The sequence below is a fragment of the Pseudarthrobacter siccitolerans genome, assembly GCF_030823375.1.
Classification (GTDB): Bacteria; Actinomycetota; Actinomycetes; order Actinomycetales; family Micrococcaceae; genus Arthrobacter; species Arthrobacter siccitolerans_A.
Genome location: NZ_JAUSXB010000001.1, coordinates 1809654 through 1833547, shown reverse-complemented (window position 1 = coordinate 1833547; position 23894 = coordinate 1809654). Strand labels below are relative to the sequence as shown.

At 65.8% G+C, this 23894-nt stretch carries 28 protein-coding genes; 19 read left to right on the top strand and 9 right to left on the bottom strand.

The features are described 5' to 3' along the window. Positions 1 to 11 precede the first annotated feature (11 nt). Positions 12 to 710 carry a rhamnogalacturonan acetylesterase gene (locus QFZ36_RS08605; RefSeq protein WP_306635546.1) on the top strand — a complete coding sequence of 233 codons (699 nt, stop codon included), beginning with the start codon at positions 12 to 14 and terminating at the stop codon, positions 708 to 710. 27 nt (positions 711 to 737) lie between these two features. Beyond that, a complete protein-coding gene (locus QFZ36_RS08600; RefSeq protein ID WP_306635545.1) occupies positions 738 to 1382 on the top strand; it encodes a DUF1961 family protein in 645 nt (214 codons plus the stop codon). A 12-nt stretch (positions 1383 to 1394) separates the two neighbouring features. Here the strand turns inward: QFZ36_RS08600 and QFZ36_RS08595 are convergent, their stop codons facing one another. The 4 genes from QFZ36_RS08595 to QFZ36_RS08580 all read right to left on the bottom strand — a co-directional run bounded on the left by QFZ36_RS08595 (position 1395) and on the right by QFZ36_RS08580 (position 3730). Continuing rightward, the gene (locus tag QFZ36_RS08595; RefSeq protein ID WP_306635543.1) at positions 1395 to 2090 is read right to left on the bottom strand and encodes an alpha/beta hydrolase; all 696 of its coding nucleotides are present in this window, start codon (positions 2088 to 2090) and stop codon (positions 1395 to 1397) included. A gap of 100 nt (positions 2091 to 2190) precedes the next feature. Then, the gene (locus QFZ36_RS08590; RefSeq protein WP_306635541.1) at positions 2191 to 2688 is read right to left on the bottom strand and encodes a hypothetical protein; all 498 of its coding nucleotides are present in this window, start codon (positions 2686 to 2688) and stop codon (positions 2191 to 2193) included. A gap of 135 nt (positions 2689 to 2823) precedes the next feature. Next, positions 2824 to 3033: a hypothetical protein gene (locus tag QFZ36_RS08585; protein ID WP_306635540.1), complete on the bottom strand. Its 210-nt coding sequence runs from the start codon at positions 3031 to 3033 to the stop codon at positions 2824 to 2826. Between the two features lie 76 nt (positions 3034 to 3109). After that, complete coding sequence (locus QFZ36_RS08580) at positions 3110 to 3730, bottom strand: AAA family ATPase (protein WP_306635539.1); 621 nt, start codon at positions 3728 to 3730, stop codon at positions 3110 to 3112. A 153-nt stretch (positions 3731 to 3883) separates the two neighbouring features. On the opposite strand from QFZ36_RS08580, the gene QFZ36_RS08575 reads away from it, so the two are divergent. Next, the gene (locus QFZ36_RS08575) at positions 3884 to 4261 is read left to right on the top strand and encodes a DUF7793 family protein (RefSeq protein ID WP_306639140.1); all 378 of its coding nucleotides are present in this window, start codon (positions 3884 to 3886) and stop codon (positions 4259 to 4261) included. Between the two features lie 15 nt (positions 4262 to 4276). Here the strand turns inward: QFZ36_RS08575 and QFZ36_RS08570 are convergent, their stop codons facing one another. Then, on the bottom strand, positions 4277 to 5299 hold the full coding sequence (locus QFZ36_RS08570) for a LacI family DNA-binding transcriptional regulator (protein ID WP_306635538.1): 1023 nt from the start codon (positions 5297 to 5299) through the stop codon (positions 4277 to 4279). A gap of 150 nt (positions 5300 to 5449) precedes the next feature. Between QFZ36_RS08570 and QFZ36_RS08565 the strand changes: the two genes are divergently transcribed. The 12 genes from QFZ36_RS08565 to QFZ36_RS08510 all read left to right on the top strand — a co-directional run bounded on the left by QFZ36_RS08565 (position 5450) and on the right by QFZ36_RS08510 (position 18094). Further along, positions 5450 to 5797, top strand: a complete 348-nt coding sequence (locus QFZ36_RS08565; protein WP_306635537.1) for an L-rhamnose mutarotase — start codon at positions 5450 to 5452, stop codon at positions 5795 to 5797. A 124-nt stretch (positions 5798 to 5921) separates the two neighbouring features. Next, entirely contained in the window at positions 5922 to 7088 is a 1167-nt protein-coding gene (rhaI, locus tag QFZ36_RS08560) for an L-rhamnose isomerase (protein ID WP_306635536.1), read from the top strand. 6 nt (positions 7089 to 7094) lie between these two features. Then, positions 7095 to 9131, top strand: coding sequence for a bifunctional aldolase/short-chain dehydrogenase (locus QFZ36_RS08555; protein ID WP_306635535.1), 2037 nt, complete (start codon positions 7095 to 7097; stop codon positions 9129 to 9131). Further along, entirely contained in the window at positions 9128 to 10678 is a 1551-nt protein-coding gene (locus QFZ36_RS08550; RefSeq protein ID WP_306635534.1) for a rhamnulokinase, read from the top strand. The genes QFZ36_RS08555 and QFZ36_RS08550 overlap by 4 nt, the downstream gene beginning before the upstream one ends. Before the next feature lie 4 nt (positions 10679 to 10682). Next, positions 10683 to 11486 carry a (Fe-S)-binding protein gene (locus QFZ36_RS08545; protein WP_306635533.1) on the top strand — a complete coding sequence of 268 codons (804 nt, stop codon included), beginning with the start codon at positions 10683 to 10685 and terminating at the stop codon, positions 11484 to 11486. After that, entirely contained in the window at positions 11486 to 13003 is a 1518-nt protein-coding gene (locus QFZ36_RS08540; protein ID WP_306635532.1) for a LutB/LldF family L-lactate oxidation iron-sulfur protein, read from the top strand. The genes QFZ36_RS08545 and QFZ36_RS08540 overlap by 1 nt, the downstream gene beginning before the upstream one ends. After that, positions 13000 to 13629 (top strand): LutC/YkgG family protein, encoded by a 630-nt coding sequence (locus QFZ36_RS08535; protein ID WP_306635531.1) that lies wholly within the window; start codon positions 13000 to 13002, stop codon positions 13627 to 13629. The genes QFZ36_RS08540 and QFZ36_RS08535 overlap by 4 nt, the downstream gene beginning before the upstream one ends. 56 nt (positions 13630 to 13685) lie before the next feature. After that, positions 13686 to 14705: an acetylxylan esterase gene (locus QFZ36_RS08530; RefSeq protein ID WP_306635529.1), complete on the top strand. Its 1020-nt coding sequence runs from the start codon at positions 13686 to 13688 to the stop codon at positions 14703 to 14705. 55 nt (positions 14706 to 14760) lie between these two features. Next, entirely contained in the window at positions 14761 to 16089 is a 1329-nt protein-coding gene (locus tag QFZ36_RS08525) for a glycoside-pentoside-hexuronide (GPH):cation symporter (RefSeq protein ID WP_306635528.1), read from the top strand. A 213-nt stretch (positions 16090 to 16302) separates the two neighbouring features. Further along, positions 16303 to 17433 carry a 3-deoxy-7-phosphoheptulonate synthase gene (locus QFZ36_RS08520; protein WP_306635527.1) on the top strand — a complete coding sequence of 377 codons (1131 nt, stop codon included), beginning with the start codon at positions 16303 to 16305 and terminating at the stop codon, positions 17431 to 17433. Between the two features lie 159 nt (positions 17434 to 17592). Continuing rightward, positions 17593 to 17805 carry a helix-turn-helix domain-containing protein gene (locus QFZ36_RS08515; RefSeq protein WP_050053879.1) on the top strand — a complete coding sequence of 71 codons (213 nt, stop codon included), beginning with the start codon at positions 17593 to 17595 and terminating at the stop codon, positions 17803 to 17805. Between the two features lie 190 nt (positions 17806 to 17995). Then, positions 17996 to 18094, top strand: a complete 99-nt coding sequence (locus tag QFZ36_RS08510; RefSeq protein ID WP_003792170.1) for a 30S ribosomal protein bS22 — start codon at positions 17996 to 17998, stop codon at positions 18092 to 18094. A 68-nt stretch (positions 18095 to 18162) separates the two neighbouring features. Here QFZ36_RS08510 and QFZ36_RS08505 read toward each other — a convergent pair whose 3' ends face one another. Further along, entirely contained in the window at positions 18163 to 18981 is an 819-nt protein-coding gene (locus QFZ36_RS08505; RefSeq protein ID WP_306635525.1) for an HAD family hydrolase, read from the bottom strand. 78 nt (positions 18982 to 19059) lie between these two features. Here QFZ36_RS08505 and QFZ36_RS08500 point away from each other — a divergent pair, with 78 nt between their 5' ends. Together QFZ36_RS08500 and QFZ36_RS08495 are read left to right on the top strand one after the other, a co-directional pair. Next, positions 19060 to 19314 carry a glutaredoxin family protein gene (locus tag QFZ36_RS08500; protein ID WP_306635523.1) on the top strand — a complete coding sequence of 85 codons (255 nt, stop codon included), beginning with the start codon at positions 19060 to 19062 and terminating at the stop codon, positions 19312 to 19314. 119 nt (positions 19315 to 19433) lie between these two features. Beyond that, positions 19434 to 20138, top strand: coding sequence for a redox-sensing transcriptional repressor Rex (locus QFZ36_RS08495; protein WP_306635521.1), 705 nt, complete (start codon positions 19434 to 19436; stop codon positions 20136 to 20138). 50 nt (positions 20139 to 20188) lie between these two features. Here the strand turns inward: QFZ36_RS08495 and QFZ36_RS08490 are convergent, their stop codons facing one another. The 3 genes from QFZ36_RS08490 to QFZ36_RS08480 all read right to left on the bottom strand — a co-directional run bounded on the left by QFZ36_RS08490 (position 20189) and on the right by QFZ36_RS08480 (position 22379). Further along, on the bottom strand, positions 20189 to 20959 hold the full coding sequence (locus tag QFZ36_RS08490; RefSeq protein WP_306635517.1) for a hypothetical protein: 771 nt from the start codon (positions 20957 to 20959) through the stop codon (positions 20189 to 20191). 57 nt (positions 20960 to 21016) lie between these two features. After that, on the bottom strand, positions 21017 to 21616 hold the full coding sequence (locus QFZ36_RS08485) for a hypothetical protein (protein ID WP_306635515.1): 600 nt from the start codon (positions 21614 to 21616) through the stop codon (positions 21017 to 21019). A 214-nt stretch (positions 21617 to 21830) separates the two neighbouring features. Then, entirely contained in the window at positions 21831 to 22379 is a 549-nt protein-coding gene (locus QFZ36_RS08480) for a YceI family protein (protein WP_306635514.1), read from the bottom strand. Between the two features lie 204 nt (positions 22380 to 22583). On the opposite strand from QFZ36_RS08480, the gene QFZ36_RS08475 reads away from it, so the two are divergent. Together QFZ36_RS08475 and QFZ36_RS08470 are read left to right on the top strand one after the other, a co-directional pair. Continuing rightward, entirely contained in the window at positions 22584 to 23264 is a 681-nt protein-coding gene (locus tag QFZ36_RS08475) for a histidine phosphatase family protein (RefSeq protein ID WP_306635513.1), read from the top strand. A gap of 2 nt (positions 23265 to 23266) precedes the next feature. Beyond that, positions 23267 to 23893 (top strand): TlpA family protein disulfide reductase, encoded by a 627-nt coding sequence (locus QFZ36_RS08470; RefSeq protein ID WP_306635512.1) that lies wholly within the window; start codon positions 23267 to 23269, stop codon positions 23891 to 23893. Position 23894: the final 1 nt, after the last annotated feature.

The window sequence follows — 23894 nt, the reverse complement described above, 5'->3', positions numbered from 1 at the left end:
GAAAGCACAGCATGAAAATCCTGCTCGCCGGAGACTCCACGGTGGCCAACTGTCCCACGCACGAATACCCCATGAGCGGCTGGGGAGCCCAGTTGGCCCCGCACGTCTACACCCGGGCCGCCGTGCACAACTTCGCCAAGGGCGGTGCAAGCACCGAATCGTTCCGGGACGAGGGGCTGTGGGAAGGGCTGCTGGCGGAGACGGGCAGCGGCGACCTGGTACTGATCCAGTTCGGCCACAACGACCAGAAGAAGCCGCACCTGGCGGCCCGGACCGGCTACGCCGCCAACCTGCGCACCATGGTGGCGGAGGTCCAGGCCCTGGGCGGGCTGCCTGTACTGTGCACGTCGGTGGAGCGGCGGCACTTCCTGGACGCGTCGTCGTCGGGCGCTGTCCTGGAGGAGAGCCTGGAGGATTATCCGGAAGTTGTCCGGGAGATCGGGCAGGAGCTGGGGGTGCCGGTGATCGACCTGAACGCCTGGACCCGCGGGCTGTACCTGCGGCTGGGGCGGGACGGTTCGAAAGCCCTCTTCTGCCATTTTGCAGCCGGGACGCACGCCTTCTGGCCCGACGGTCTCACTGACAACACGCACTTCTCACAGCAGGGCGCCGCGCTGGTGGCGGGGCACGTCGCCGGGCAGCTTCAGGCGCTCGGGCTGGTGCCGGGGGAGTTGGCGGAGGTGTCAGGTACGACGGCGGGACGCGGCTAGGTGGGGGCCGCGGGCGTCGGAACGAAGGTGCTTTACCGCAATGCCCTCACCGGTCCGGACGACGTTGCAAACTGGGTGGCCGAAGGGCCGCTGAGGCTGGGCAGCCACTGCGGGGCTCTCGAGCTGTCCGGGTCCTTGGACGACGAGGAATTCGGGGAGCACGCGCACTGGACCTTCTGGTGTCCGGTGGAGTTTCCGGACAGGGTGAGGATCAGCTGGGAGTTCCTGCCGCTTGAGGAACCCGGGCTGGCCATGCTGTTCTTCGCAGCCAACGGCCACGGCGGACAGGACCTGTTCTCCCCGGCGCTCGCCGCCCGGACGGGCTACTACCCGCAGTACCACTCCGGCGACATCGACGCCCTGCACGTGTCCTTCTTCCGGCACAAGTACGAGTCCGAGCGGGCTTTCCGCACCTGCAACCTCCGCAAGAGCACCGGCTTTGAGCTGGTGGCCCAGGGCGCGGATCCGCTGCCGCCGGCCGAGGACGCCATGGACTTCTACCGGCTGGAAGTGGTGAAGGACGGACCGCGGGTAGCGTTTTCCATCAACGGTCTCCCACTGTTCGACTGGCAGGACCCGTCGGCCAAGGTGCTCGGCGGAGGCTACCTGGGATTCCGGCAGATGGCTCCGCTCCGCGCGGCCTACCGGAACCTTCTTGTCGAAGAAATCTAGGTCCCGGTTCCGCTAACTTTGCCAGCCCAGCCAGTCGACCGCTTCCTGGGCAATGCCTGCCGGTACCGTGTGCGGTCCGGAGAACTCGCGGTAGGTGACGTCGTAGCCGCCTGCCTGGAGCACTGGCACCAGCCGGCGGCTGGTGCGGTCAATTGGCAGGACGCTGTCGCTGTCTCCGTGGGAAACGAAGATCCGGGGCTGGCCGCTGCGCGGAACGGGCGGGACAAATCCCGGAGAGAAAGCAATGATCCGCGAAAAGAGGTCACCATTGGCCAAGCCAAGGGCCAGCGCGTAGGAAGCCCCGTCCGAAAAGCCACCTACGGCGATACGGCCGGGGTCTATGAAAACCAGTGTGAAGATCCGTTCCAGGGCCCGGTTGATCGTCTGCACGTCGGGGCCGAAGGCTCCCCGGACACCATCCCAGGTTGAGCCCCCCGAAGATGGTGCCGCCAGGACGATTTTGTGCGTTTCGGCGAAGGCGGACAGCAGCGATAAACCGCCGGCCGCTTCACCCCCGGCGCCGTGCAGCAGGAAGATAAGCGGGGCCGGTTGGCCGGGCTGCAGCCCGGAGGGGACGTAGAGCGAGGTGTCGCGGACAGGCTCCAAGCCCAGGCCCTGCTGCCCGGGAGCAGGTGCCTGCCCGGGCTCGTTTCCGGGCCTGGCACTCAGGGCAGCGAAATTCAGCGTCGTTTCTTTGGGACGGTCCATTTCTTCTCCAGAACAGCCTGACAGCGCTGCAGCCATTGCCAGCGCTCCCGCACCAACCACGAAGCTGCGTCGGCTAGCCATCTTCCCGTCACATCTGCCCTTAGTGGCTGGTGGTCCCTTTTCGCGATTCGAGCAGGGGCGGAATCCAGCGGTCGGCGGCAACGCCTGTTGCGATGGAGTAGACGGCTTTGTGCAGCACATCAACCACCTGTTCCCGGGACGTCCAGGTTGTAGGAGGTGCGCCTGTCCCAGTGGCATTCTCAAGGGTCTGGTCGAAGGCGAGCCGCACGGCAGTGTGCTTGGTGTTGGCCAAGGGACCGCGGATGCCGGTGGCGGCCCACATCCCACGGAGGGATCCCAGCACCGCTCCCGTGCCCCAGTGCATCAGGTGGTTCCACATAAAAGGTTTCTCTGCCAGCAGGGGCCTCTTGCCCAACAGCGTTAGTAGAGTCCTTGCGGGCACATAGGAATTGGGCCGCCTCGTAAAGATCTGCTCGGCTTTCTCGCCGGCAGTCATCACTGCGACTCCGGCGAGGCCGCACACCGCGCCCTTTCCTGCAGCCGCCAGCAGCCGCCGTCCCCTCGTCTCATCATGCATGTGCTGCTGCTCCAATCCGCTTCGGGCGTACCTGGAATCGTTGATCCCGGATAGGTACCCAGCAAAGCGGAGGCCCTAACCTGCGTCCACGCACCGGCGGTGAAATCGCTAGGGGCTGCGGCGGTGCCGGGCTGCTTAGGCAATGGCCTCGAAGGACAGTTCCTCCACGGCAACCTGGAGGGCCGCCATGTCGAACCAGGCAGCGGGCATCACGTCGTGGATAAACGCATCAAAATCAAAAGGGTGGCAGTGCCCGCCATGGTTCCAGTAGAGAACCCAGAGATCAATCAGCCCAAGATCCTTCCGCTGCAGCAGGGCTCTGGCGGTGTGCCGCAGGTCTTCCATAACCAATCCTTGCTTCTGCTCCCCCCGGCCCACAAGAGCAGTGACACGGATTGCCGCAAATGATTCGAAACGGAGACTATCGGCCCCGGGCAAGGGGCACAGCGGACGCCGTCACGCCGGCGATGATCTGCTTCAACTGCAGGGTGCTGTCCGCCGTGGTGCCGCCCGCATCAATCCTGGTGAAACCCGGATACCAGGCCAGCGCGCTGTACCCCAAGCGGAACTTCTGAAGGTCCTCAAGGTCCTCCTGGTCTTCGCCCCGCAGCATGATCCGGCCGTGCGCCTGTTCAGCGGTGACGTCGAAGTAGACCACCGCCTGGGCGGGTGGCAGCAACCGCAACAGCGCTGACAGCGCCCGGCGCCTGCGGATCCCGCGGGCTTTCCGCAGCGCCAGCTGGCAGTACAGGTGCCGGTCCATGATGACCACGCCGTCGAACCGCGCCGCCCGCAGGTGGTTGAGCAGGACATTGAAGACCCGGACTGCGGTTTCAAGGACATCCGCAACATGGACTGGCAAAGACACCCCGAAGCGCTGCGCCAGGGCCGAAATGGTTTTCCGCCCCGAGTAGTTGCCCAGGACCAGCACTGGTGTGCCCGGAAGCAGCTCTTCCACTTCCCGGGCAGCCGTGGACTTGCCGGCACCATCGATCCCCAGCAGGACAATAAGTGCCGGTACCGGCTTTCCGCGAAGTGTCATGTCTCCTTCATACCGGCCGCCCCTGTGGCTTCGGTCCGGGAAGTCTGGGGAGAGGCTGTGAGTGCGCAGGGAGCCCGCTGCTGGTCTAAGTTGGATCCGGGAACTCAAAGGAGGAGCAGAATGGGGAAGTCTGCACAGGGAGGGGAGCAGGGCATGGAGCCTGTAACGGTTGATGGCGGCAAGGGCACCGTGGAGTTGCGTTCCGACGGCGTGATCCACCTCATCTGGGAACCCAAGGTCCGGATAGAACAACAGGATGCCAAGGCGGCCATGGCGGCCGTCAACGCGATAGCGGGGGATAAGACCCACCCCATGCTGGTGGACATGGCCACCACGGAATCAGTCACCAGGGCGGCACGTTCCGTATTTTCCATCCCCTGCGCCGCACACCGGATCGCCCTCCTGGGGGCCAGCCCCGTGGACCGGATCCTGGCGAACTTCTTCCTGGGCGTCCACATCCCGCCCTGCCCCACCCGCTTCTTCACGTCCAGGATCGAGTCGATGAAGTGGCTGCAGCAGGAGAACGAGTAGCCGGTTCGGCGCGTATCAGTCCGCGGACGGCGCCCCGGTACTCTGCCGGACCACCAGTTCCGGGGTGAAGATGACTGCGCGGTGCCGGGGATATTGGGCCTCAACCTCTTCGGCCAGGAGCTCGATAGCTGTCCGGCCCAGGGCTTCGGTGGGCTGCCGGATGGAGGACAGCGGCACCACTGCGGAGACGGCGAAGTCGATATCGTCATAGCCGATCAAGGCAATATCCTCCGGAATCCGGAATGTGTGCGTCATGGTGAGCGACTGCATGATCCCCAGCGCCAGGAGATCGTTCGCGCAGAAGATCCCGTCCGGCAGGTCCGCGCGGTCCCGCTCCACCAGCGTGTCGCCCACGCTGCGTCCGGCCAAAACAGTCATGCCATCGGAGAACAGCACCTCCAGTGTTGCGTCCGGTTCTTCCTTTACGGCCCGCCGGGCGCCCTGCAGGCGGTCTGCCACCTGGCGGATGGAGGTGGAGCCCCCCACGAAGGCGAGCCGACGGCGGCCGGTGTCCAGCAGGTGCCGGGCAGCCAGGTACCCGCCGGCGTCGTCGTCAACTGCCACTGAACTGAACTTTTCCTCGTCCGCCAGCCGGTCCACCAGGACCGTGGGCACGCCGCGCTCGCGGAGGAGGTCCAGGCGCTCGGTCACGTCGCCCACTGGCGAGATGAGCAGGCCCTGGACGCGCTGCTCCTGGAACAGGTCAATGTAATTGGCCTCGCGGCCGGCGTCGTGCCCGCTGTCGCCCAGCAGTACGGCGCTGCCTTGGAGAGCGGCCGCATCCTCGGCGGCCCGCACCACGGAGGTGAAGAAGGGGTTGCCGACGTCCAGCACGATGAGCCCGATGGTGCGGCTGTGGCCGGCGCGCAGCTGGCGTGCAGCGTCATTGCGGACAAAGCCCAGTTCGTCGATGGCACGCAGTACCCGTTCCTTGGTCCGTTGCGAGACCCTGTCCGGGTAGTTCAGCACATTCGAAACAGTGCCCACCGCCACGCTGGCATGGTTGGCTACGTCCTTGATGCTGGCTGTGCGGTTCATGATTCTCCGTGCTGATGGACCGGGTGCCGGTGCGTCCCGGTGTTGCTGAAGAAGAGGGTCAGGAATGCTTGACACCTACTCAGGTTCAAGAGTACTTTGAATCGTAACAATGAAACGATTCAAAGATGCGCGGGTTCAGGAGAGTTCCAAATGAGGGTGTGCTTCCGTTCGTCGGTCCAACCGGCGCTGATGGACGAATACCGCCGCCGGCATGCCGCCGTGTGGCCCGAAATGCTCCGGGCCTTAAAGGACGCCGGCTGGAACAACTACTCCCTCTTCCTGGCCGAAGACGGGCTCCTGATCGGCTACCTGGAGTGCGACGACTTCGACGCAGCCAGGGCGCGCATGGCCCTCGCTGACGTGAACGCACGCTGGCAGGCGGAAATGGCAAAACTCTTCGAGAACACGGACCAGGCACCCGATGAGGGGTTCCGGGTCCTTGAAGAAGTCTTCAACCTCGACAGCCAGCTGGCGGCGGCAGGATCCTCCACCGGTTGACGGACAGCCCGAGGCTCCAGGAGCGGGGCCGCGGCATCACAGCAACACCAACCAGACGACAGACCACACCAAGACACTGCAGACCAAGACACCGCACACCAAGACACCGGAAAGAACCACCATCATGAATGACGTAGCAACGGCGCTGGGCAGGCTCGAGGAGCTTGCCATCGAGGTCCCTTCGTGGGCTTATGGAAATTCCGGTACCCGGTTCAAGGTGTTCGGCACTCCCGGCACCCCGCGTACCGTGCAGGAGAAGCTGGCGGATGCCGCCAAGGTCCACGAGTTGACCGGACTGGCCCCCACCGTTGCGCTGCACATCCCGTGGGACAAGGTTGATGACTACGCCGCCCTGAAGGAATACGCGGCCGGCCTGGGCGTGGGCCTGGGCACCATCAACTCCAACACCTTCCAGGATGACGAGTACAAGTTCGGTTCCCTGACCTCTTCCAACGAGGGCGTTCGGCGCCGGGCCATCGACCACCACCTGGACTGCATCGACATCATGCACGCCACCGGTTCCAATGACCTGAAAATCTGGCTGGCGGACGGCACCAACTACCCGGGCCAGGATGACATCCGAGGCCGCCAGGACCGCCTGGCCGAGTCATTGCAGGAGATCTACGCCGCCCTGGGCGATGAGCAGCGCCTGGTGCTGGAGTACAAGTTCTTCGAGCCGGCTTTCTACCACACCGATGTTCCGGACTGGGGCACCTCCTACGCCCAGACCCTGGCCTTGGGGGACAAGGCCTTCGTCTGCCTGGACACCGGCCACCACGCCCCGGGCACGAATATCGAGTTCATCGTGATGCAGCTGCTGCGCCTGGGCAAGCTGGGTTCCTTTGACTTCAACTCCCGCTTCTACGCCGACGACGACCTCATCGTGGGTGCCGCTGATCCGTTCCAGCTCTTCCGCATCATGCACGAGGTCATCCGTGGCGGCGGCTTCGGCAAGGATTCCGGTGTGGCCCTCATGCTGGACCAGTGCCACAACCTCGAAGAGAAGATCCCGGGCCAGATCCGGTCCGTCCTGAACGTCCAGGAGATGACCGCCCGCGCACTGCTGGTGGACACCGCGGCCCTCGCCGAGGCGCAGCGTGCCGGCGATGTCCTGGCGGCTAACGGCATTTTCAACGACGCTTTCTACACCGACGTCCGGCCCGTCCTGGCCGAGTGGCGTGAATCCCGCGGCCTGCCTGCGGACCCGCTGGCCGCCTACAAGGCCAGCGGTTACCAGAAGAAGATCAACGAGGACCGCGCAGGCGGCCAGCAAGCCGGATGGGGCGCCTAAATAGCTATGAGTAACAAGACTGTTGAAGACCTGATTTCCCGTTCCAACCGCCTGGGTGCGGACAAGCGGAACACCAACTTCGCCGGCGGCAACACCTCCGCCAAGGGCACCGGGAAGGACCCCGTCACGGGCGAGGACGTCCAGCTGCTTTGGGTCAAGGGCTCCGGCGGAGACCTGGGCACCCTGAAGGCGGAGAACCTTGCCGTGCTGCGCCTGGACCGGCTGAACGCGCTGAAGAACGTCTACCCCGGCGTTGAGCGTGAAGACGAGATGGTGGCCGCGTTCGATTACTGCCTGCACGGCAAGGGCGGCGCAGCGCCGTCCATCGACACCGCCATGCACGGCCTCGTGGACGCCGCGCACGTGGACCACCTTCACCCGGACTCCGGCATCGCCATTGCCACCGCTGTGGACGGCGAAGCGCTGACCACGAAGATCTTCGGCAACAAGGTGGTCTGGGTTCCCTGGCGCCGCCCCGGCTTCCAGCTTGGCCTGGACATCGCCGCGATTAAGGAAGCCAACCCGCAGGCCATCGGCACCATCCTAGGCGGACACGGCATCACCGCCTGGGGCGCCACCAGCGAAGAAGCCGAGCAGAATTCGCTGTGGATCATTGAGCAGGCCGAGAAGTACATCGCGGACAACGGCAAAGCCGAACCCTTCGGTTCCAAGCTGCCGGGCTACGCCGCCCTGCCGGAGGCCGAGCGCCGCGCCAAGGCCGCAGCCCTGGCACCCGTGATCCGCGGCCTGGCCTCCACGGACAAGCCGCAGCTGGGGCACTTCAGCGATGACGCCGTCGTACTGGACTTCCTCGAAGCTGCCGAGCACCCGCGCCTGGGCGCCCTGGGCACTTCCTGCCCGGACCACTTCCTGCGCACCAAGGTCAAGCCGCTGATCCTGGACCTGCCGGCCGACGCCTCCATCGAGGACTCCATCGCCCGGTTGCACGAGCTGCACGCGGACTACCGCGAGGACTACCAGGCCTACTACGACCGCCACGCGGACCAGGACAGCCCGGCCCTGCGCGGCGCGGACCCGGCCATCGTGCTGGTCCCCGGCGTGGGCATGTTCTCCTTCGGCGCCAACAAGCAGACTGCCCGGGTTGCCGGTGAGTTCTACATCAACGCCATCAACGTGATGCGCGGCGCCGAGGCCATCTCCACGTACGGCCCCATCGAGGAATCCGAGAAGTTCCGGATCGAGTACTGGGCGCTGGAGGAAGCCAAGCTGGCGCGCATGCCCAAGCCGAAGTCGCACGCCACCCGCATCGCGCTGGTGACTGGCGCAGCTTCCGGCATCGGCAAGGCCATCGCCACCCGCCTCGCAGCGGAAGGCGCCTGCGTGGTCATCGCGGACCTGAACCTTGAGAACGCCGAGAAGGTCGCCGAAGAACTCGGCGGACCGGACGTTGCCATCGGCGTCCAGGCTGACGTGACGGACGAGGCACAGGTCGCGGCCGCCATCGACGCCGCCGTCCTGGCATTCGGCGGCGTGGACCTGGTGGTCAACAACGCCGGTCTCTCCATCTCCAAGCCGCTGCTGGAAACCACCGAGAAGGACTGGGACCTGCAGCACAACGTCATGGCCAAGGGCTCCTTCCTGGTGGCCAAGGCCGCGGCGAAGGTCATGATCGCGCAGGGCCTGGGCGGAGACATCATCTACATCTCCTCCAAGAACTCTGTGTTCGCCGGCCCGAACAACATCGCCTACTCCGCCACCAAGGCAGACCAGGCCCACCAGGTGCGCCTGCTCGCCGCGGAACTGGGCGAGTACGGCATCCGCGTCAACGGCATCAACCCCGACGGTGTGGTCCGCGGCTCCGGCATCTTCGCCGGCGGGTGGGGCGCCAAGCGTGCCGCCGTGTACGGCGTGGACGAAGAGAAACTGGGCGAGTACTACGCCCAGCGGACCCTGCTCAAGCGCGAAGTCCTGCCCGAGCACGTGGCCAACGCCGCCGCCGTCCTCACCAGCAACGAACTGTCCCACACCACCGGCCTGCACATCCCCGTGGACGCCGGAGTGGCCGCAGCCTTCCTGCGATGAGGCGCGAACGCACCACCGAAACTGCCCCGGCCCAGGCCGGGGCAGTTTCCGCAGCGGGCCCCGCCAACGTGCTTGCCGGCACTGTCTTCGCCGCTGTCGATATTGGCGCTTCCTCGGGCCGGGTCATCCTGGGCCGGGTCCGCGCCGCGGGAACCGCCGGGGAGCCCGCCGTGGAGCTGGAAGTGGTCCACCGCTTCCCCAACGGGGCTGTGGAGATCGACGGCGGCCTCCGCTGGGACTTCAATGCCCTCTTCGCCGAGGTGCGCAAGGGGCTCTCGGCGGCTGCCACTGTTGCCGCCGTGCAGGGCGAGCGTGTGGCCAGCATCGGGATCGACACCTGGGCCGTGGACTACGGCCTGGTCAACACCGCCGGAGAGCTGGCCGCCCAGCCGTTCAGTTACCGCGACGACCGCAGCCGTGCCGCCGTCGAGCCTGTGCACCGGAAACTGGACGCCGCACGCCTGTACGGAACCACGGGGCTGCAGTTCCTGCAGTTCAACACCATCTACCAGCTCGCCACCGAGAAGAACCTGGACGGGCTTCAGGCACTCCTGATCCCGGACCTGATCGCGTTCCTCCTCACCGGACAGCGCCGCACGGAGGCCACCAACGCCTCCACCACCGGCCTGTTCGACGCCGTGGCGGGGGAGTGGGCCACCGAGTTCTTCACCGCCCTGGGCCTGCGGAAGGACCTGTTCCCGCCGCTGATCCAGCCGGGCGAAACCGTTGGCACCCTCCTGCCGGACATCGCCGCGCAGGTGGGGCTGCCGCAGGAAACGAAGGTGGTGGCTGTCGGCTCGCACGATACAGCGTCCGCCGTTGCAGCAGTCCCGGCGCAGGAGGAGAACTTCGCCTATATATCGTCGGGCACCTGGTCCCTGGTGGGGCTGGAACTGAAGCACCCCGTGCTCACTGAGGCCAGCCGCGAGGCGAACTTCACCAACGAACGCGGCGTGGACAGCACCATCCGCTACCTCCGCAACATGGGCGGGCTCTGGCTCCTCAGCGAATGCCAGCGGACGTGGGCGCAGGAAGGGTTCCGGCCGGATATCACAGCGCTGCTGGGCGCGGCGGCCGCGTTGCCGCCGGGCGGGCCGCAGGTCAACGCGGACGACCCCTACTTCATCGCACCCGACAACATGCCCGAACGCATCCGGGCAGCCGTGCGGCGCACCGGGGACGTGCTGCCCAACGATCCGGCAGCCATCACCCGCTGCATCATGGACAGCCTCGCGGCCGGTTACGCGCGGACCATCCGCGACGCCGAGCGGCTCGCCGACCACGCCGTGGACGTGGTGCACGTGGTGGGCGGCGGCTCCCAGAACACCCTGCTCTGCCAGCTCACCGCCGATGCCACCCGCCGTCCGGTCATCGCCGGTCCGGTCGAAGCAACGGCCCTTGGCAACGTCCTCATCCAGGCACGGGCGGCGGGGGCTGTAGCCGGCGGTTTGCCGGAACTTCGCCGGATCATCGGCGCGGGAGCGAGCCTGCGCCGGTTCGAGCCCCTGGACCAGGCCGCCAACACCATTCACGCCGTCAGAAACTGAACTAATGAAAATCGCACTTTTTGCCACCTGCATCGTGGATGGCATGTACCCCCGCGCGGCCCAGGCCACGGTGGAGGTCCTGGAACGGCTTGGCCACGAGGTGGTCTTCCCCGGCGGGCAGGCCTGTTGCGGGCAGATGCACGTGAACAGCGGCTACTTGAAGGAAGCCGTGCCGGTGGTGGCCAACCACGTGCGCGCCTTCGAATCCGAGGACTACGACGTCGCCGTGGCGCCTTCGGGCTCCTGCGTGGCGTCGGTGAAGCACCAGCACCCTATGGTGGCCCGGCATGCGGGGGACGCCGGCCTCGAAGAGCGGGCGGTGGCCGTTGGGAAGAAAACGTACGAGCTGTCCGAACTCCTGGTGGACGTTTTGGGCGTCACCAACCCCGCGGCGCAGCTCGGCTCCTACTTCCCGCACACCGTGACCTACCACCCCTCATGCCACGGCATGCGCCTGCTCAAGCTGGGGGACCGGCAGGCCGGCCTGCTGCGCGGCGTGAAGGGCCTGGAGCTGGTGGACCTGCCGGAGGCCGACCAGTGCTGCGGCTTCGGCGGCACGTTCTCCGTCAAGAACGCCGATGTTTCCTCGGCGATGCTGGCGGACAAGACGGCGAACATCCGCAGCACGGGTGCCTCCGTGTGTGCCGGCGGGGACTACTCCTGCCTGATGCACATCGGCGGCGGCCTCTCGCGGCAGGGCGACGCCGTAGCCACCCTGCACCTTGCGGAGATTCTGGCCAGCACGGCACAGGAACCGGCCCGCGTCCAGGGCCCGGCCGGACAAACGGTGAAAGTGGTGGTCAAGTAATGTCCCGCACCCAGCTTGGAATGCCGGGGCTGCGGCCCGGCTCCGGCAACCTGTTCGCCGAAGAGAAGTTTCCCTCCGCTGCCCGCCGCGAGCTCGGCAATACGCAGCTGCGGAAGAACCTGAAGCACGCCACCTCCACCATCCGCGGCAAGCGACTCAACGTCACGGGCGAGCTGCCGGACTGGGAAGAACTGCGCGACGCCGGCAGTGCCCTGAAGACCGCCGTCATGGCCCGCCTTCCCGAACTCCTGGAATCGTTCGAAGCCAACGTCACCGCCCGCGGCGGCGTGGTGCACTGGGCACGCGACGCTGACGAGGCCAACCGCATCATCCACGACCTCGTCAAAGCCGAAGGCGTGGACGAGGTGGTCAAGGTCAAATCTATGGCCACCCAGGAAATCGGCATGAACGAATACCTGGAAGAGCACGGCATTGCCGCCTTCGAGACCGATTTGGCCGAGCTCATCGTCCAACTCGGCCACGACAAGCCCAGCCATATCCTGGTCCCGGCCATCCATAAGAACCGCACGGAAGTCCGGGACATCTTCCTCAAGGAGATGCCCGGCGTCGACCCGGAACTGACCGACGAGCCGCGCAAGCTCGCCATGGCAGCACGCTCCCACCTGCGCGCCAAATTCCTCTCCGCGAAGGTCGCCATTTCGGGGGCGAACTTCGGCATCGCCGATTCCGGAGCACTCGCGGTGGTGGAATCCGAGGGTAACGGCCGCATGTGCCTGACCCTGCCGGAGACCTTGATCACCGTGATGGGCATCGAGAAGCTCCTGCCCACGTTCTCCGACCTCGAAGTCTTCCTGCAGTTGCTGCCGCGCTCCTCCACCGGCGAGCGGATGAATCCCTACACCTCACTGTGGACGGGCGTCACCGAAGGCGACGGACCCTCGAAGTTCCACGTCATCCTGCTGGACAACGGACGCACCAACGCCCTCGCCGACGAGATGGGCCGTTCAGCCCTGCACTGCATCCGCTGCAGCGCCTGCATCAACGTCTGCCCGGTCTACGAACGCACCGGCGGCCACGCCTATGGTTCCACCTATCCCGGGCCCATCGGTGCTATCCTTTCGCCGCTCATGACGGGAATCCAGGCCGAGGAAAACGGCTCACTGCCCTACGCATCCTCGTTGTGCGGGGCCTGCTACGACGCCTGCCCGGTCAAAATCAACATCCCGGACATCCTGGTGCACCTGCGCGGCAAGGACGTGGACGCCCACCGCGGCGGCCTGCCCACGCAGATGGACCTCGGACTGAAGGCAGCGTCCTGGGCGCTCTCCGACGGACGCCGGCTCGGCGCCGTCGAGAAGCTCCTCCCACTTGGCCGCCTCGCCGCCGGCCGGGACAAGAAGATCAAGAAACTGCCCGGCATCGCCGCAGGCTGGACCCAGAGCCGCGACATCCCGGCACCGCCGTCACAATCCTTCCGGGACTGGTGGGCCAAGGAACACCAGGCAACCGGGGCACCCGCACGCAAGGCACCTAACGCACCCGAGGAGAACGCATGAGCGCCCGCGCGCACATCCTGGACGCCGTCCGGACAGCGGTGAAAGATTCCCCGGCGGTGCCGGAGGTTCCGCGCGGCTACCGTTCCGCCGTCGAGCTGGGCTTCGACGAGCTGACGCACATCCTGGTGGACCGGCTCGAGGACTATAAAGCCGGCGTCACCGTGGTGGCGGCGGCGGACGTGCCGGCCACCATCCAAGGGCTGCTGGCCGGTGCCGCAACGTATGTTGTCCCGGCGGGACTGGAGCCGGGCTGGCTCGCCTGGGAGACGGATCCCACGCGCATCAAGTACGACGGCGGCGCGCACGGCGTTCGGTCAGTGGCGGAACTCGACGCAATTGACGCCGTCGTCACCTCCAGCGCCGTGACGGTCGCCGAATCCGGAACCATCATCCTCGACGGCAGCCCGGACCAGGGCCGCCGCGCGATCTCGCTGATCCCCGACCACCATGTGTGCGTGGTCCACCTGCGCGACGTCACCGCCATCCTGCCCGAAGCCCTCCGCCGCCTGGACGGGACCCGTCCCCTCACCATGATCAGCGGGCCCAGCGCAACCTCGGACATTGAACTCGAACGCGTCGAGGGAGTGCACGGGCCCCGCCGCTTGGACGTCATCATCGTGGGCTAAACCAGAACAAGCCGGGCTATCCAGAGACCCGCCAATGACCAAAAGGACGGACAACGATGCCCCTTTTCGACCTCCCGCTTGATCAGCTCCGCGGCTATACCTCCACGGTGACCCCGCCGGAGGACTTCGGCGAATTCTGGGACACCTCCATCAGGGAGGCACAGGCGTTCCCATTGGACGCCTCCTTCGAGCCGGTGGAGAACTACCTCTCCGTGATCGATACCTTCGACGTGACGTTTTCCGGCTTCGGCGGCGCCCCAATCAAGGGCTGGCTGCACCTTCCCGCCAACCGGGAGGCCGGCACACCGCTGCCCGCGGTGGTCCAGTACGTGGGGTATTCCGGCGGCCGCGGGCTGGTCAACCAGGAGACGCGGTGGGCGCAGGCCGGCTACGCGCATTTCATTATGGACACCCGCGGGCAGGGCTACGGCGGCACCCTGGGTGAGACGGCCGATCCGCATCCCTCCGCCGGGGACGTGGCGCATGCCGGCCTGATGACCAGGGGAGCGGGCAGCCGCGAGGACTATTACTATCGGCGCGTGTACGTGGATGCATTCCGTGCCGTGGAAGCCGCGCAGTCCCACCCGGAGGTGGATGCGTCCCGGGTGGTGCTGGCCGGCGTCAGCCAGGGCGGCGGCATCGTGGTGGCCGTTGCCGGGCTGGCGGCAGGAAGGCTCGACGGCGTCATCGCCGCGTTGCCGGACGTCCCCTTCCTGCAGGACTTCCCCCGCGCGATCGACATCACTCCGCGCGGGCCGTACCCGGAAATTGCGGCCTTCCTGGCCCGGCACCGGGACCGCTACGAACCCATCCTGGAAGTCCTGCGCTACTTCGACGGCGTCAACCTGGCCCGCTGGGCAACCGTGCCTGCACTGTACTCGGCCGCCCAGATGGATGACATCTGCCCGCCGTCCACGGTCTTCGCCAGCTTCAATGCCTACGGCTCCTGCAGCGGTGAATCATCGGGAACCGGAGCTGCCAAGGAAATCGAGGTTTACCGGTTCAACAACCACGAAGGCGGCCAGGAGCACCACTGGATCAGGCAGCTGCTGTTTCTTCGCAAGATTTTGGGGTAAGTTCCTTTTGCGGCTGTGAGAAAACGGTTTCCCAGCCGGCGCGACCAAGGAATCAATGAAGAAACTCAGCAGGCTCAGCGTTTTCGGCTACGGCGCCGGCGATGCCGCCAACAGCATGATCATCAGTACCGGGAACATGTTCCTGCTTGTCTACTACACGGACGTTGCCGGAATCGGGGCAGCAGCCGCCGGCACGTTGTTGCTGGTGGCGCGGATCTTCAATGCCTTCACGGACATCGCCGCCGGCCGGATTGTGGACCGCGTCCACACCAGGCGCTGGGGAAAGTTCCGGCCGTTCCTGATGTTCGGCTTCATTCCGCTGCTGCTGAGCGTGGCGGTGTTCCATGTTCCGGACGTGGACCCGTCACTGAAACTGCTCTACGCCTACTGCACCTACGGGTTGGTCTGCCTCACGTACAGCATGGTCAACGTGCCCTACGGCTGCCTGGTGGGAGCCATGACCCAGGACGCCAAGGACCGCGCACGGCTCGGCGGGGCCAGAACCATCGGCGGCCTGTCAGTGGGCGCCACCCTGGGCTTCTTCATCGCACCGCTCCTCGGTGCCGGCCAGGATATGCAGCAAATTTTCACCTGGCTGACCCTGGCGTTCGCCGTTGTTGGTTCTGCGCTGTATGTCTTCACCGGGACGGTGTGCGTTGAGCGGGTCGCCGGCGCCGTCCCCAGGATCACCCTCAGCCAAAGCATCGCAGCGTTGAAGGCTAATTCGCCGCTGGTGGTCCTGTGCCTCAGTTCGATACTTTTCGTCACCGGCACGTCGGCCACGGGTGCCGCCCAGTTCTTCTATCTCCGTGACGTGCTGTCCCGGGTGGACCTGTTTCCCGTGATGGCCGGCGCCCAGGTGGTCATCACCCTCACCCTGGCCGTGCTGCTGCCGCGGCCGGTGGCGCGGTGGGGCAAACGTGCCGTCTACAGCGCCGGCGGGGGCCTGGGGGTGCTGGGCGGCTTGCTGGTTTTCCTGGCGCCCGCGACCGCGCCACTGCTTGGCCTGGCGGGCCTCGTGCTGGGGCTCCTGGCCTCGGCGTCAGTCAGCATCCTTACCTGGGCGCTGATTGCCGACACCGTGGAATACGGGGAGTGGAAAACCGGTGTCCGGGTCCAGGGCATCAACTACGCGCTTCTGGCAGCTACGCGGAAGCTGGGCATGGGATTCGGCGGCGGGGTGGTGGCCTTCTCCCTGGCCTGGGGCGGCTATGTTTCGGGCACGGCCGAACAGTCCGATGCAGCCACCCTCGCCATCCGGGCAGCGGCCGGACTGCTGCCCGGGGCCTTGGTGCTGGCCGCCGTCGGCATCATGTACTGGTATCGCCTGACTGACCAGAAGCATGCGGAACTGGTGGCCAGCCTCTCGCATGACCCGGCGTAACACTTTTGCGGCGGCGGCGGATTGGCGGTTATGGTCATGGCATGACTAACCGTTGGTATGCGTATTTTTCGTTGGCTCTGGAGGGGCCCGCGTCTAACTGACACGCATCCAACTTTCCTTCAGAGCCAACAGGGCAGAGATTATTCTCTGCCCTTCGCCGTTTCTCCGGCGGGTTCTGACTGGGCCCGCTTCCCATCTGGAACAGGACCCACCATGAGCACCGCAACAGCCCCCGCAACCACCGCCAGCGGCAACCCCCGTACGGCAAAGTCCACGTCCAACCTGCGCGTCAGTGAATTCACCGCGCTGCCCACCCCGCAGGAACTGATCGCGGAACTGCCGCTGGCAGCCGAGGCGGCAGACGTCGTCGAACGCGGACGCGACGAAGTCCGCGCGATCATGGACGGAGTGGACGACCGCCTGCTGGTAATCGTGGGGCCCTGCTCCATCCACGATCCCAAGGCGGGGCTGGAGTACGCCCGCCGGCTGGTCAGCCAGGCCGAGAAGCACAAGGAAGACCTGCTGATCGTGATGCGGACGTACTTCGAAAAGCCCCGCACCACGGTGGGCTGGAAGGGCCTGATCAACGATCCCCGGCTGGACGGCAGCCACGACATGGTCACCGGCCTCCGGACCGCCCGGCACTTCCTGCAGCAGGTCACCGCGCTGGGGCTGCCCACTGCCACTGAATTCCTTGAGCCCATCAGCCCGCAGTACATGGCGGACCTGATTTCCTGGGGCGCCATCGGGGCCCGCACCACCGAAAGCCAAATCCACCGGCAGCTCGCCTCGGGCCTGTCCATGCCCATCGGCTTCAAGAACGGGACCGACGGCGACCTTCAGGTGGCCATTGACGCCTGCGGTGCCGCGGCAGCAGCCCAGGCCTTCCTTGGCATTGACGGCGACGGCCGGGCCGCGCTGGTGGCCACGGCCGGAAACCCTGACACCCACGTCATCCTCCGCGGCGGCCGCAAGGGACCGAACTACTCGGCGGCCGACGTCGAAGCTGCCTCCACCAGGCTCGCCGGCAAGCAGCTGAACCCGCGCCTGATCGTGGACGCCAGCCACGCCAACAGCGGCAAGAGCCACCACCGCCAGGCCGAAGTCGCACTGGAAATCGGTGCCCAGCTCGAGGAGGGCGGCGCCTCGGCGCAGGCCATCGCCGGTGTCATGCTCGAAAGTTTCCTCGTGGGCGGAGCCCAGAACCTCGATGTTGCCGAGCATGCGGCCGGCCGGGACGGGCTGGTCTACGGCCAGAGCGTTACCGATGCCTGCATGGATTGGGACATGTCCGTCTCGGTGCTAAACCAGCTGGCGGCTTCGGCGCGGAAGCGCCGGGGGTGAACCAGGGGGCGAAATAGGGGAGCGCACTACTTTCACATCTGCCACAGGAACATCTAGAGTATCTAGTTAGGTGGTTGGTGGATGGCTCAGCATCGGAACACCGCATTGGCACGTACCTGGGGTCACTGTTGTCCATCCGTCAGCAAAGGAAATAGGGAAATGTCGGCAGAACAGAACTTCTCCAACGCGAAGTTCCTGACCGTGGCTGAAGTTGCCCAGGTCATGCGCGTCTCCAAAATGACTGTCTACCGGCTGGTTCACGCCGGGGAGATGCCCGCGGTGCGGTTCGGCCGTTCCTACCGGGTTCCCGAGAACGCCGTGGAGCAGTACCTCAAGGGCGCTGTGGTGGACGGCCACACCGAAACCGCCTGACCCGGTTACGTCGCAAAACCCTATTTCCGCCGGTCGGAGCCCCTGCGGTCAGAAGCCGCCCCGGATAGGCGGTACCCTGTTAAGGAACGTTTTACGTCATTGTAAGAATCTGTCAGTTGTTCAGTTCGTAGCTCTGTCCACGAACATTTTCCATCAGACAGGTACTGCATCTAGTTTGTAAGGAACTTTCGTGGGTTCAGTTATTAAGAAGCGTCGCAAGCGTATGGCCAAGAAGAAGCACCGCAAGTTGCTTCGCAAGACCCGTCACCAGCGCCGCAACAAGAAGTAGAGATACTTCGAACAGCGTGGAAATGCCCGCCCCCTTCCGAGGTGGCGGGCATTTCTGTGTCGGGCTGCCTAGATGCGCGGGCCACGGATCCGGGCGAAGCCTTTCCAGAGCCCGTAAACGGCGCCGCAGACTGTGGCTGCCTTGAGGCCGAGGGTGGCTGCGCGGCGGCCTGCGCGGAAGTCGTAGACGGGCCAGTTATGGTCGCGGGCGTGGCGCCGGAGGCGGGCGTCCGGATTGATGGCCACCGGGTGTCCAACGAGGGTGAGCAAAGGGATGTCGTTGTAGGAGTCGCTGTAGGCCCAGCACCGTTTGAGGTCCAGTTCCTCAGCATCGGCAATCTCCTGCACTGCCACGGCCTTGGCCGAGCCATGCAGGATGTCGCCCACCAGCCGTCCGGTGTACATGCCCTCCGAGACTTCCCCCACGGTACCGAGCGCTCCGGTGAGTCCCAGCCGTGTGGAAATGACGGTGGCCACCTCGATGGGGGTGGCCGTTACCAGCCACACGCGCCGGCCCACGCGCAGGTGCTGCTCGGCGAGGGCCTTGGCGCCGGGCCAGATCCTGGACGCGATCATTTCGTCGTAGACCTCCTCGCCCAAGGCCTTGACATCATCCACGGTGATACCGGCGGCCAGGGTGAGGGCGGAGTCGCGGACCGCATGGACGTCGTCCATGTTTTCGCCGCGGGCCACGAACTTGAACTGCTTCCAGGCGAAGCCGGCCGCCTGGGTAAGGGTGAAGGCCCCGCGCTGGTGCATCTTCCGGGCCACGTGGAAGAGGCTTGCGCCGCGCATGAGGGTGTTGTCCACGTCGAAGAAGGCCGCCTCGCCGGGCTGCGGCGCAGCAACCGGTTTGGTGACTACGGCGACGTACTTCTCCTCGGGCATGGAGTCGAGTCTAGTCAATCCACTGGCTGGACGGCGTCGGCGTCGCCGCGCGCTGGGGAACGGGACTACGGTTAATCCATGGCCACACCCCGCGTCGTCCTGATCACCAAAGCTGACTGCCACCTTTGCGGGGAAGCGCGCGACGCCGTAGGGCGGGTCACTGCCGCATTGGGCCTTGAGTGGACCGAAGAGTCAGTGGACAACCAGCCGGACCTGCGGGAGCGCTACGCCGAGGAGATCCCCGTGGTGCTGGTGGACGGAGTGCAGCGCGACTTCTGGAAAATCGACGAGGTCCGGCTGGAACGCGTGCTTCAGCGGGCCATGACACAGTAGGGGAGCAGTACCGGTGATGGCGCGTGCCTTGGTGCTCCCTGCTTTGTTTCCCCCTGCTTTGTTGGCTTCCGCGGGAGGGCTCTAGAGTGGAGTCACAACGCGATGCGAGGGAGGGGCTGGTGGCTTCGCTGGATTCAACCCCCCAGGCTGTCCCGGATCTTCCGGACACCACGGGCACGCCGGCCAAACAGATTCCGCCCGCTGCGGTGGCCCGGCTGACGCTCTACCTGCGCGCCCTGAACACCCTGCTGGCCGAAGGAGTGGAGCGCGTCTCCTCCGAATCCCTCGCCGAAGCCTCCGGCGTCAGCTCTGCCACCCTGCGCAAGGACCTGTCCCATGTGGGCTCCTACGGTACCCGCGGCGTGGGCTACGAAGTCCAGTATCTGAGCCGGCACATCGCGGCCGCCCTGGGCCTGACCCATGACTGGAAGGTAGCAATCGTCGGCGCCGGCAACCTCGGCAAGGCCCTGGCGCGGTACGGCGGGTTCGAATCCCGAGGCTTCGACGTCGTGGCTATTTTTGATGCCGACCAGATGGTGGTGGGCAACGAAGTGGGCTGGCTGCGGGTCAGCGACGTTGCGGACCTGGAAACCGTCCTGCACCGGACCGGGGCCAACATGGTGGTGCTGGCGCTGCCTGCCGCGGTGGCCCAGGGCGTCTGCGACCGGGTTGTGGCCGCTGGTGTGCACAGCATCCTGAGCTTCGCCCCGGTGATGCTCCAGGTACCGGAGGGGGTTAACCTCCGCAAGGTGGACATGGCTACGGAACTTCAGATTCTTGCCTACCACGCACAACGGGCGCAGGCCCCGGAACAGACTGCCTGATTGCTCCGGCAGTTCCGGGACCCACGCCCGCAGGTGTGGGAAGTGCGTGGCTACCGGCCGTAAGGGTTGCCCAGGCCGCCGCCGTACGGGTTGGCAAAGGGCTGCTGCTTGCGGAAGTACGGAGCAGACGCCGGCAGGTACAGCAGGACGATGGCGGCAATCCCCAGGAGGGTGCCGACGGTGGCGAGCGAAGGAATGCCGAACAGGCCGAAGACGGACAGCGCGGCGAACACGGTGCCCAGGATGCGGGCCCAGTTCTTGCCCTTCCGGACGAAGAATGCCACCAGCAGGTAGAGCCCGACGCCGATGATGGCGAACACCACCAGCGTTCCGGCGATGACCCCCTTGATGTCCTCGTACGTCACGCCGGCTCCCGTGCCCTCCACTTGCTGCTCAAAAGTCTGGCGGAACACTGGATCATCCAGCTGGGTGAGGCCGGTGAGCATCGAGATGACGAAAATCGCGGCGGAGGCGATCAGAAGCCAGAACGAAATGTTGACCAACTGCGGCACGCCCGTGCTGCCTGCGGCCTGCGGCTGCTCCGACGGGTACTGGGCGTACGGGGACTGGCCGTAGGGCTGCTGACCGTACGGCTGCTGTCCATAGGCCGGCGCCTGCGGCGGGTTCTGGCCATACTGGGGAGCGTTCTGCCCGTACTGCGGTGCGCCGGACTGGCCGTACTGGGGCGGGTTCTGCCCGAACTGGGGCGCGTTCTGTCCGGACTGCTGGCCGTATTGGGGAGCGTTCTCGCCGTAGCGCGGCTGCTGGTTGCCCTGCTCGGGGTCGTTGGGCACGGGAGGCGGGACGGGAGGATTACTCATGAGCTGTCCTTCTTCATGTCGGGATCCAGGTGGGCTGCCGGGTTTCGGTCCTGCGCCCTACCCCCAGCATGGCTTAAGTCCACCGTACCCCCGGACCGGCCGCTTGGGGGTCATTCCAAGGAGGTATTCCGCCCGCCGTTCCGCGGGTGTGCCTGCTGCAGAGGCTTGCCCGTCCCATGGATTAGCTGGTGCCCGTACCGTTGCCTCTCCCGGCGCGCGCACCCGCGAACCAGGCCTGTGACCGGGGAAGCCACAGCAGGACTGTTGCCGCAAGGCTGATAAGAAGCCTGCCCAATTCCCGCCCTGCCCAACGCGCATCGCCAGGTTCACCATGGCAAGGACCAGGGTGACGGCGGTCAGGACCGTGAGGGCCAGCCGCGCCCACTGCTTGCCCTCCTTCATCCTCAACGCAAAGATGATCTGCGCGGTGCCTACGGTGGCGGCCAACAGCATCAGCAACAGGACCCCAAGGGCCGGGCCGGGCGCTGCGGCGAAGAGGGTCAGTGAGGCGAGCATCCCGAGCAGTCCGCCGAGCAGGCCGAGGATGCCGCCGAGGAACCAGATCCAGAACGAGACCTTGAGTTCGGCGGGAAGGCTGGCCACGGAGAATATCCCCGAGAAACCGGTGCGGGGCCTGGCGTCCTCAAAGTTGCTCATGGCCCTCACTGTAGTCGTGCGCCGGTTCCTCCACCCTTGCGGCAGGTCCGCGATTGGCGTTGACGGCGGGCTTCGTTGCGCAGGGACTGCCCCTGCGCAACGAACCCGGGCTTCACTGCGCAGGGCGGTACGAAGGCAGGGCGATACGGCTTAAAGACGGAAACCCCGGCACCGGCTGGAGAAACCGGTGCCGGGGTCCCGGCAGGATCGTTGACTAGGCTGCGGGAGCGATGAAGGCCAGTTCGAGGTTGATGGCAACCTTGTCGCTGACCAGGACGCCGCCGGCCTCGAGGACTGCGTTCCAGGTCAGGCCGAAGTCCTTGCGGCTGATGGTGGTCTCGGCGGAAACGCCGGCGCGGGTGTTGCCGAACGGGTCCACGGCCACGCCGTTGAACTCGGTTTCGAGGGTGACGGGGCGGGTGACGCCCTTGATGGTGAGGTCGCCGGTCAGTTCGTAGCTGTTGCCGTTGGCCACCAGCCCGTTGGAGACGAAGGAGATCTCGGGGAACTTCTCCACGTCAAAGAAGTCCTCACCCTTGACGTGGCCGTCGCGGTTGGCGTCGCCGGAATCGAAGCTGGCCGTGTTGATGGTGGCGTTGATCCTGGACTCGGCCACATCCTGGCCGAGTTCCAGGGTTGCTTCTGCTTCCTTGAACTGGCCGCGGACCTTGCTGATGCCTGCGTGGCGGACGGTGAAGCCGATCTCGCTGTGCGAGTTGTCCAAGGTCCAGGTGCCGGTGGTGACGTCTGCGGGAAGTGCCATGATGTTGCTCCTTAGAGGGTGGTGCCTGTTGACTGATCTGGGTGTTGAAGCTACATCTGTTGAAGCCTCAACTAACTGCTGCATCCAGTATAAACATGCATTTGCATGTTTTGTTCCCGCCTTCGGAACATTTCTTCAAAAACTTCAGTTCTACTGGATGTAGAAGATTTCGGATCACAGGCCATCTTTGAGAAACTGGTAAACATGCCCCAAGCCACTGTCCATCTGCTCCGCCACGGCGAGGTCCACAACCCTGACGGCGTTTTGTACGGAAGGCTGCCCGAATTCCACCTCTCCGGGCTGGGGCAGGAGATGGCGCGCATGCTGGCAGAGCACTTCCGGCAGCGTGCCGCCAGCGGTGCCCGCATCACCTACCTGGCCGCCTCGCCACTGGACCGCGCGCAGGAAACTGCCCGGCCGACGTCGGAAGCCCTGCACCTGCAGATCCACACGGACGAGCGGATCATCGAAGCAGAAAACTACTTCGAGGGGATGAAGGTCACCAAGGCCGAACTCCGCCGGCCCAGGCACTGGCCGCGGCTGGTTAATCCCCTGCGGCCATCGTGGGGCGAGCCGTACAAGCAGCAGGCCGCAAGGGTCATGGCTGCGGTCCAGGAGGCGCGCCTCCGCGCCATCGAGCTGGCCGGCGGCGACTTCGGAACCGACGGGCCCGAGGCGATCATGGTCAGCCACCAGCTCCCCATCTGGGCAACCCGGCTCAGCGCCGAAGGCAAGCCCCTGTGGCACGATCCGCGCAAGCGTGAGTGCACCCTGACCTCCATAACGTCGCTGGTGTTCGACGACGACGGCGCACTTGTGCGCGTCATGTACAGCGAACCCGCGGCGTCCCTTCTTCCCGGTGCAGCCAGCACCCCTGGAGCCTAGTAGTGACCGACAGTATTAATCAGGCGGGGCCTTCGGCCTCCCGCCGCAGCGTCCTTGCTGCCGGCGGCGTCGCCCTGGCCGCCCTCACCCTGGGCCTCTCGGCCTGCGCCCAGCAGGATGCCCTCGCCGAGCAGGCCCGGGCGGGGGACAACAAGAACTACGTTGCCGGCGATGGCTCCGTCACGGAATTCGCCCCGGCGGACCGCAAGTCAGCCGTCCAGATCAACGGGACGCTGTTCGACGGCACTGTTGTTACGCCGGCAGACTTCCAGGGGAAGGTGACGGTCCTGAACTTCTGGTTCGCCGCCTGCGCCCCATGCCGCGTCGAAGCGCCTGTCCTCGAAGAGCTCCACCAGGAGTTCAAGCCCCAGGGCGCGCAGTTCTTCGGCGTCAACCTGCGGGATGAGAAGGCAACTGCCGAGGCTTTCGATAAGTCCTTCAACCTGACCTACCCCAGTTTTGATGACAAGGACGGCGGCGTCCTCCTGGCGGTCTCCGGGCTGGTTCCCCCGGGAGCAGTCCCCACTACGCTGGTGCTGGACAAGCAGGGGCGGGTGGCCTCCCGCGTGCTGGGCGAAATCGAGCGGGGCACGCTGAAGGCCCTCATCGCTGCCGCCGTGGCTGAGTAGC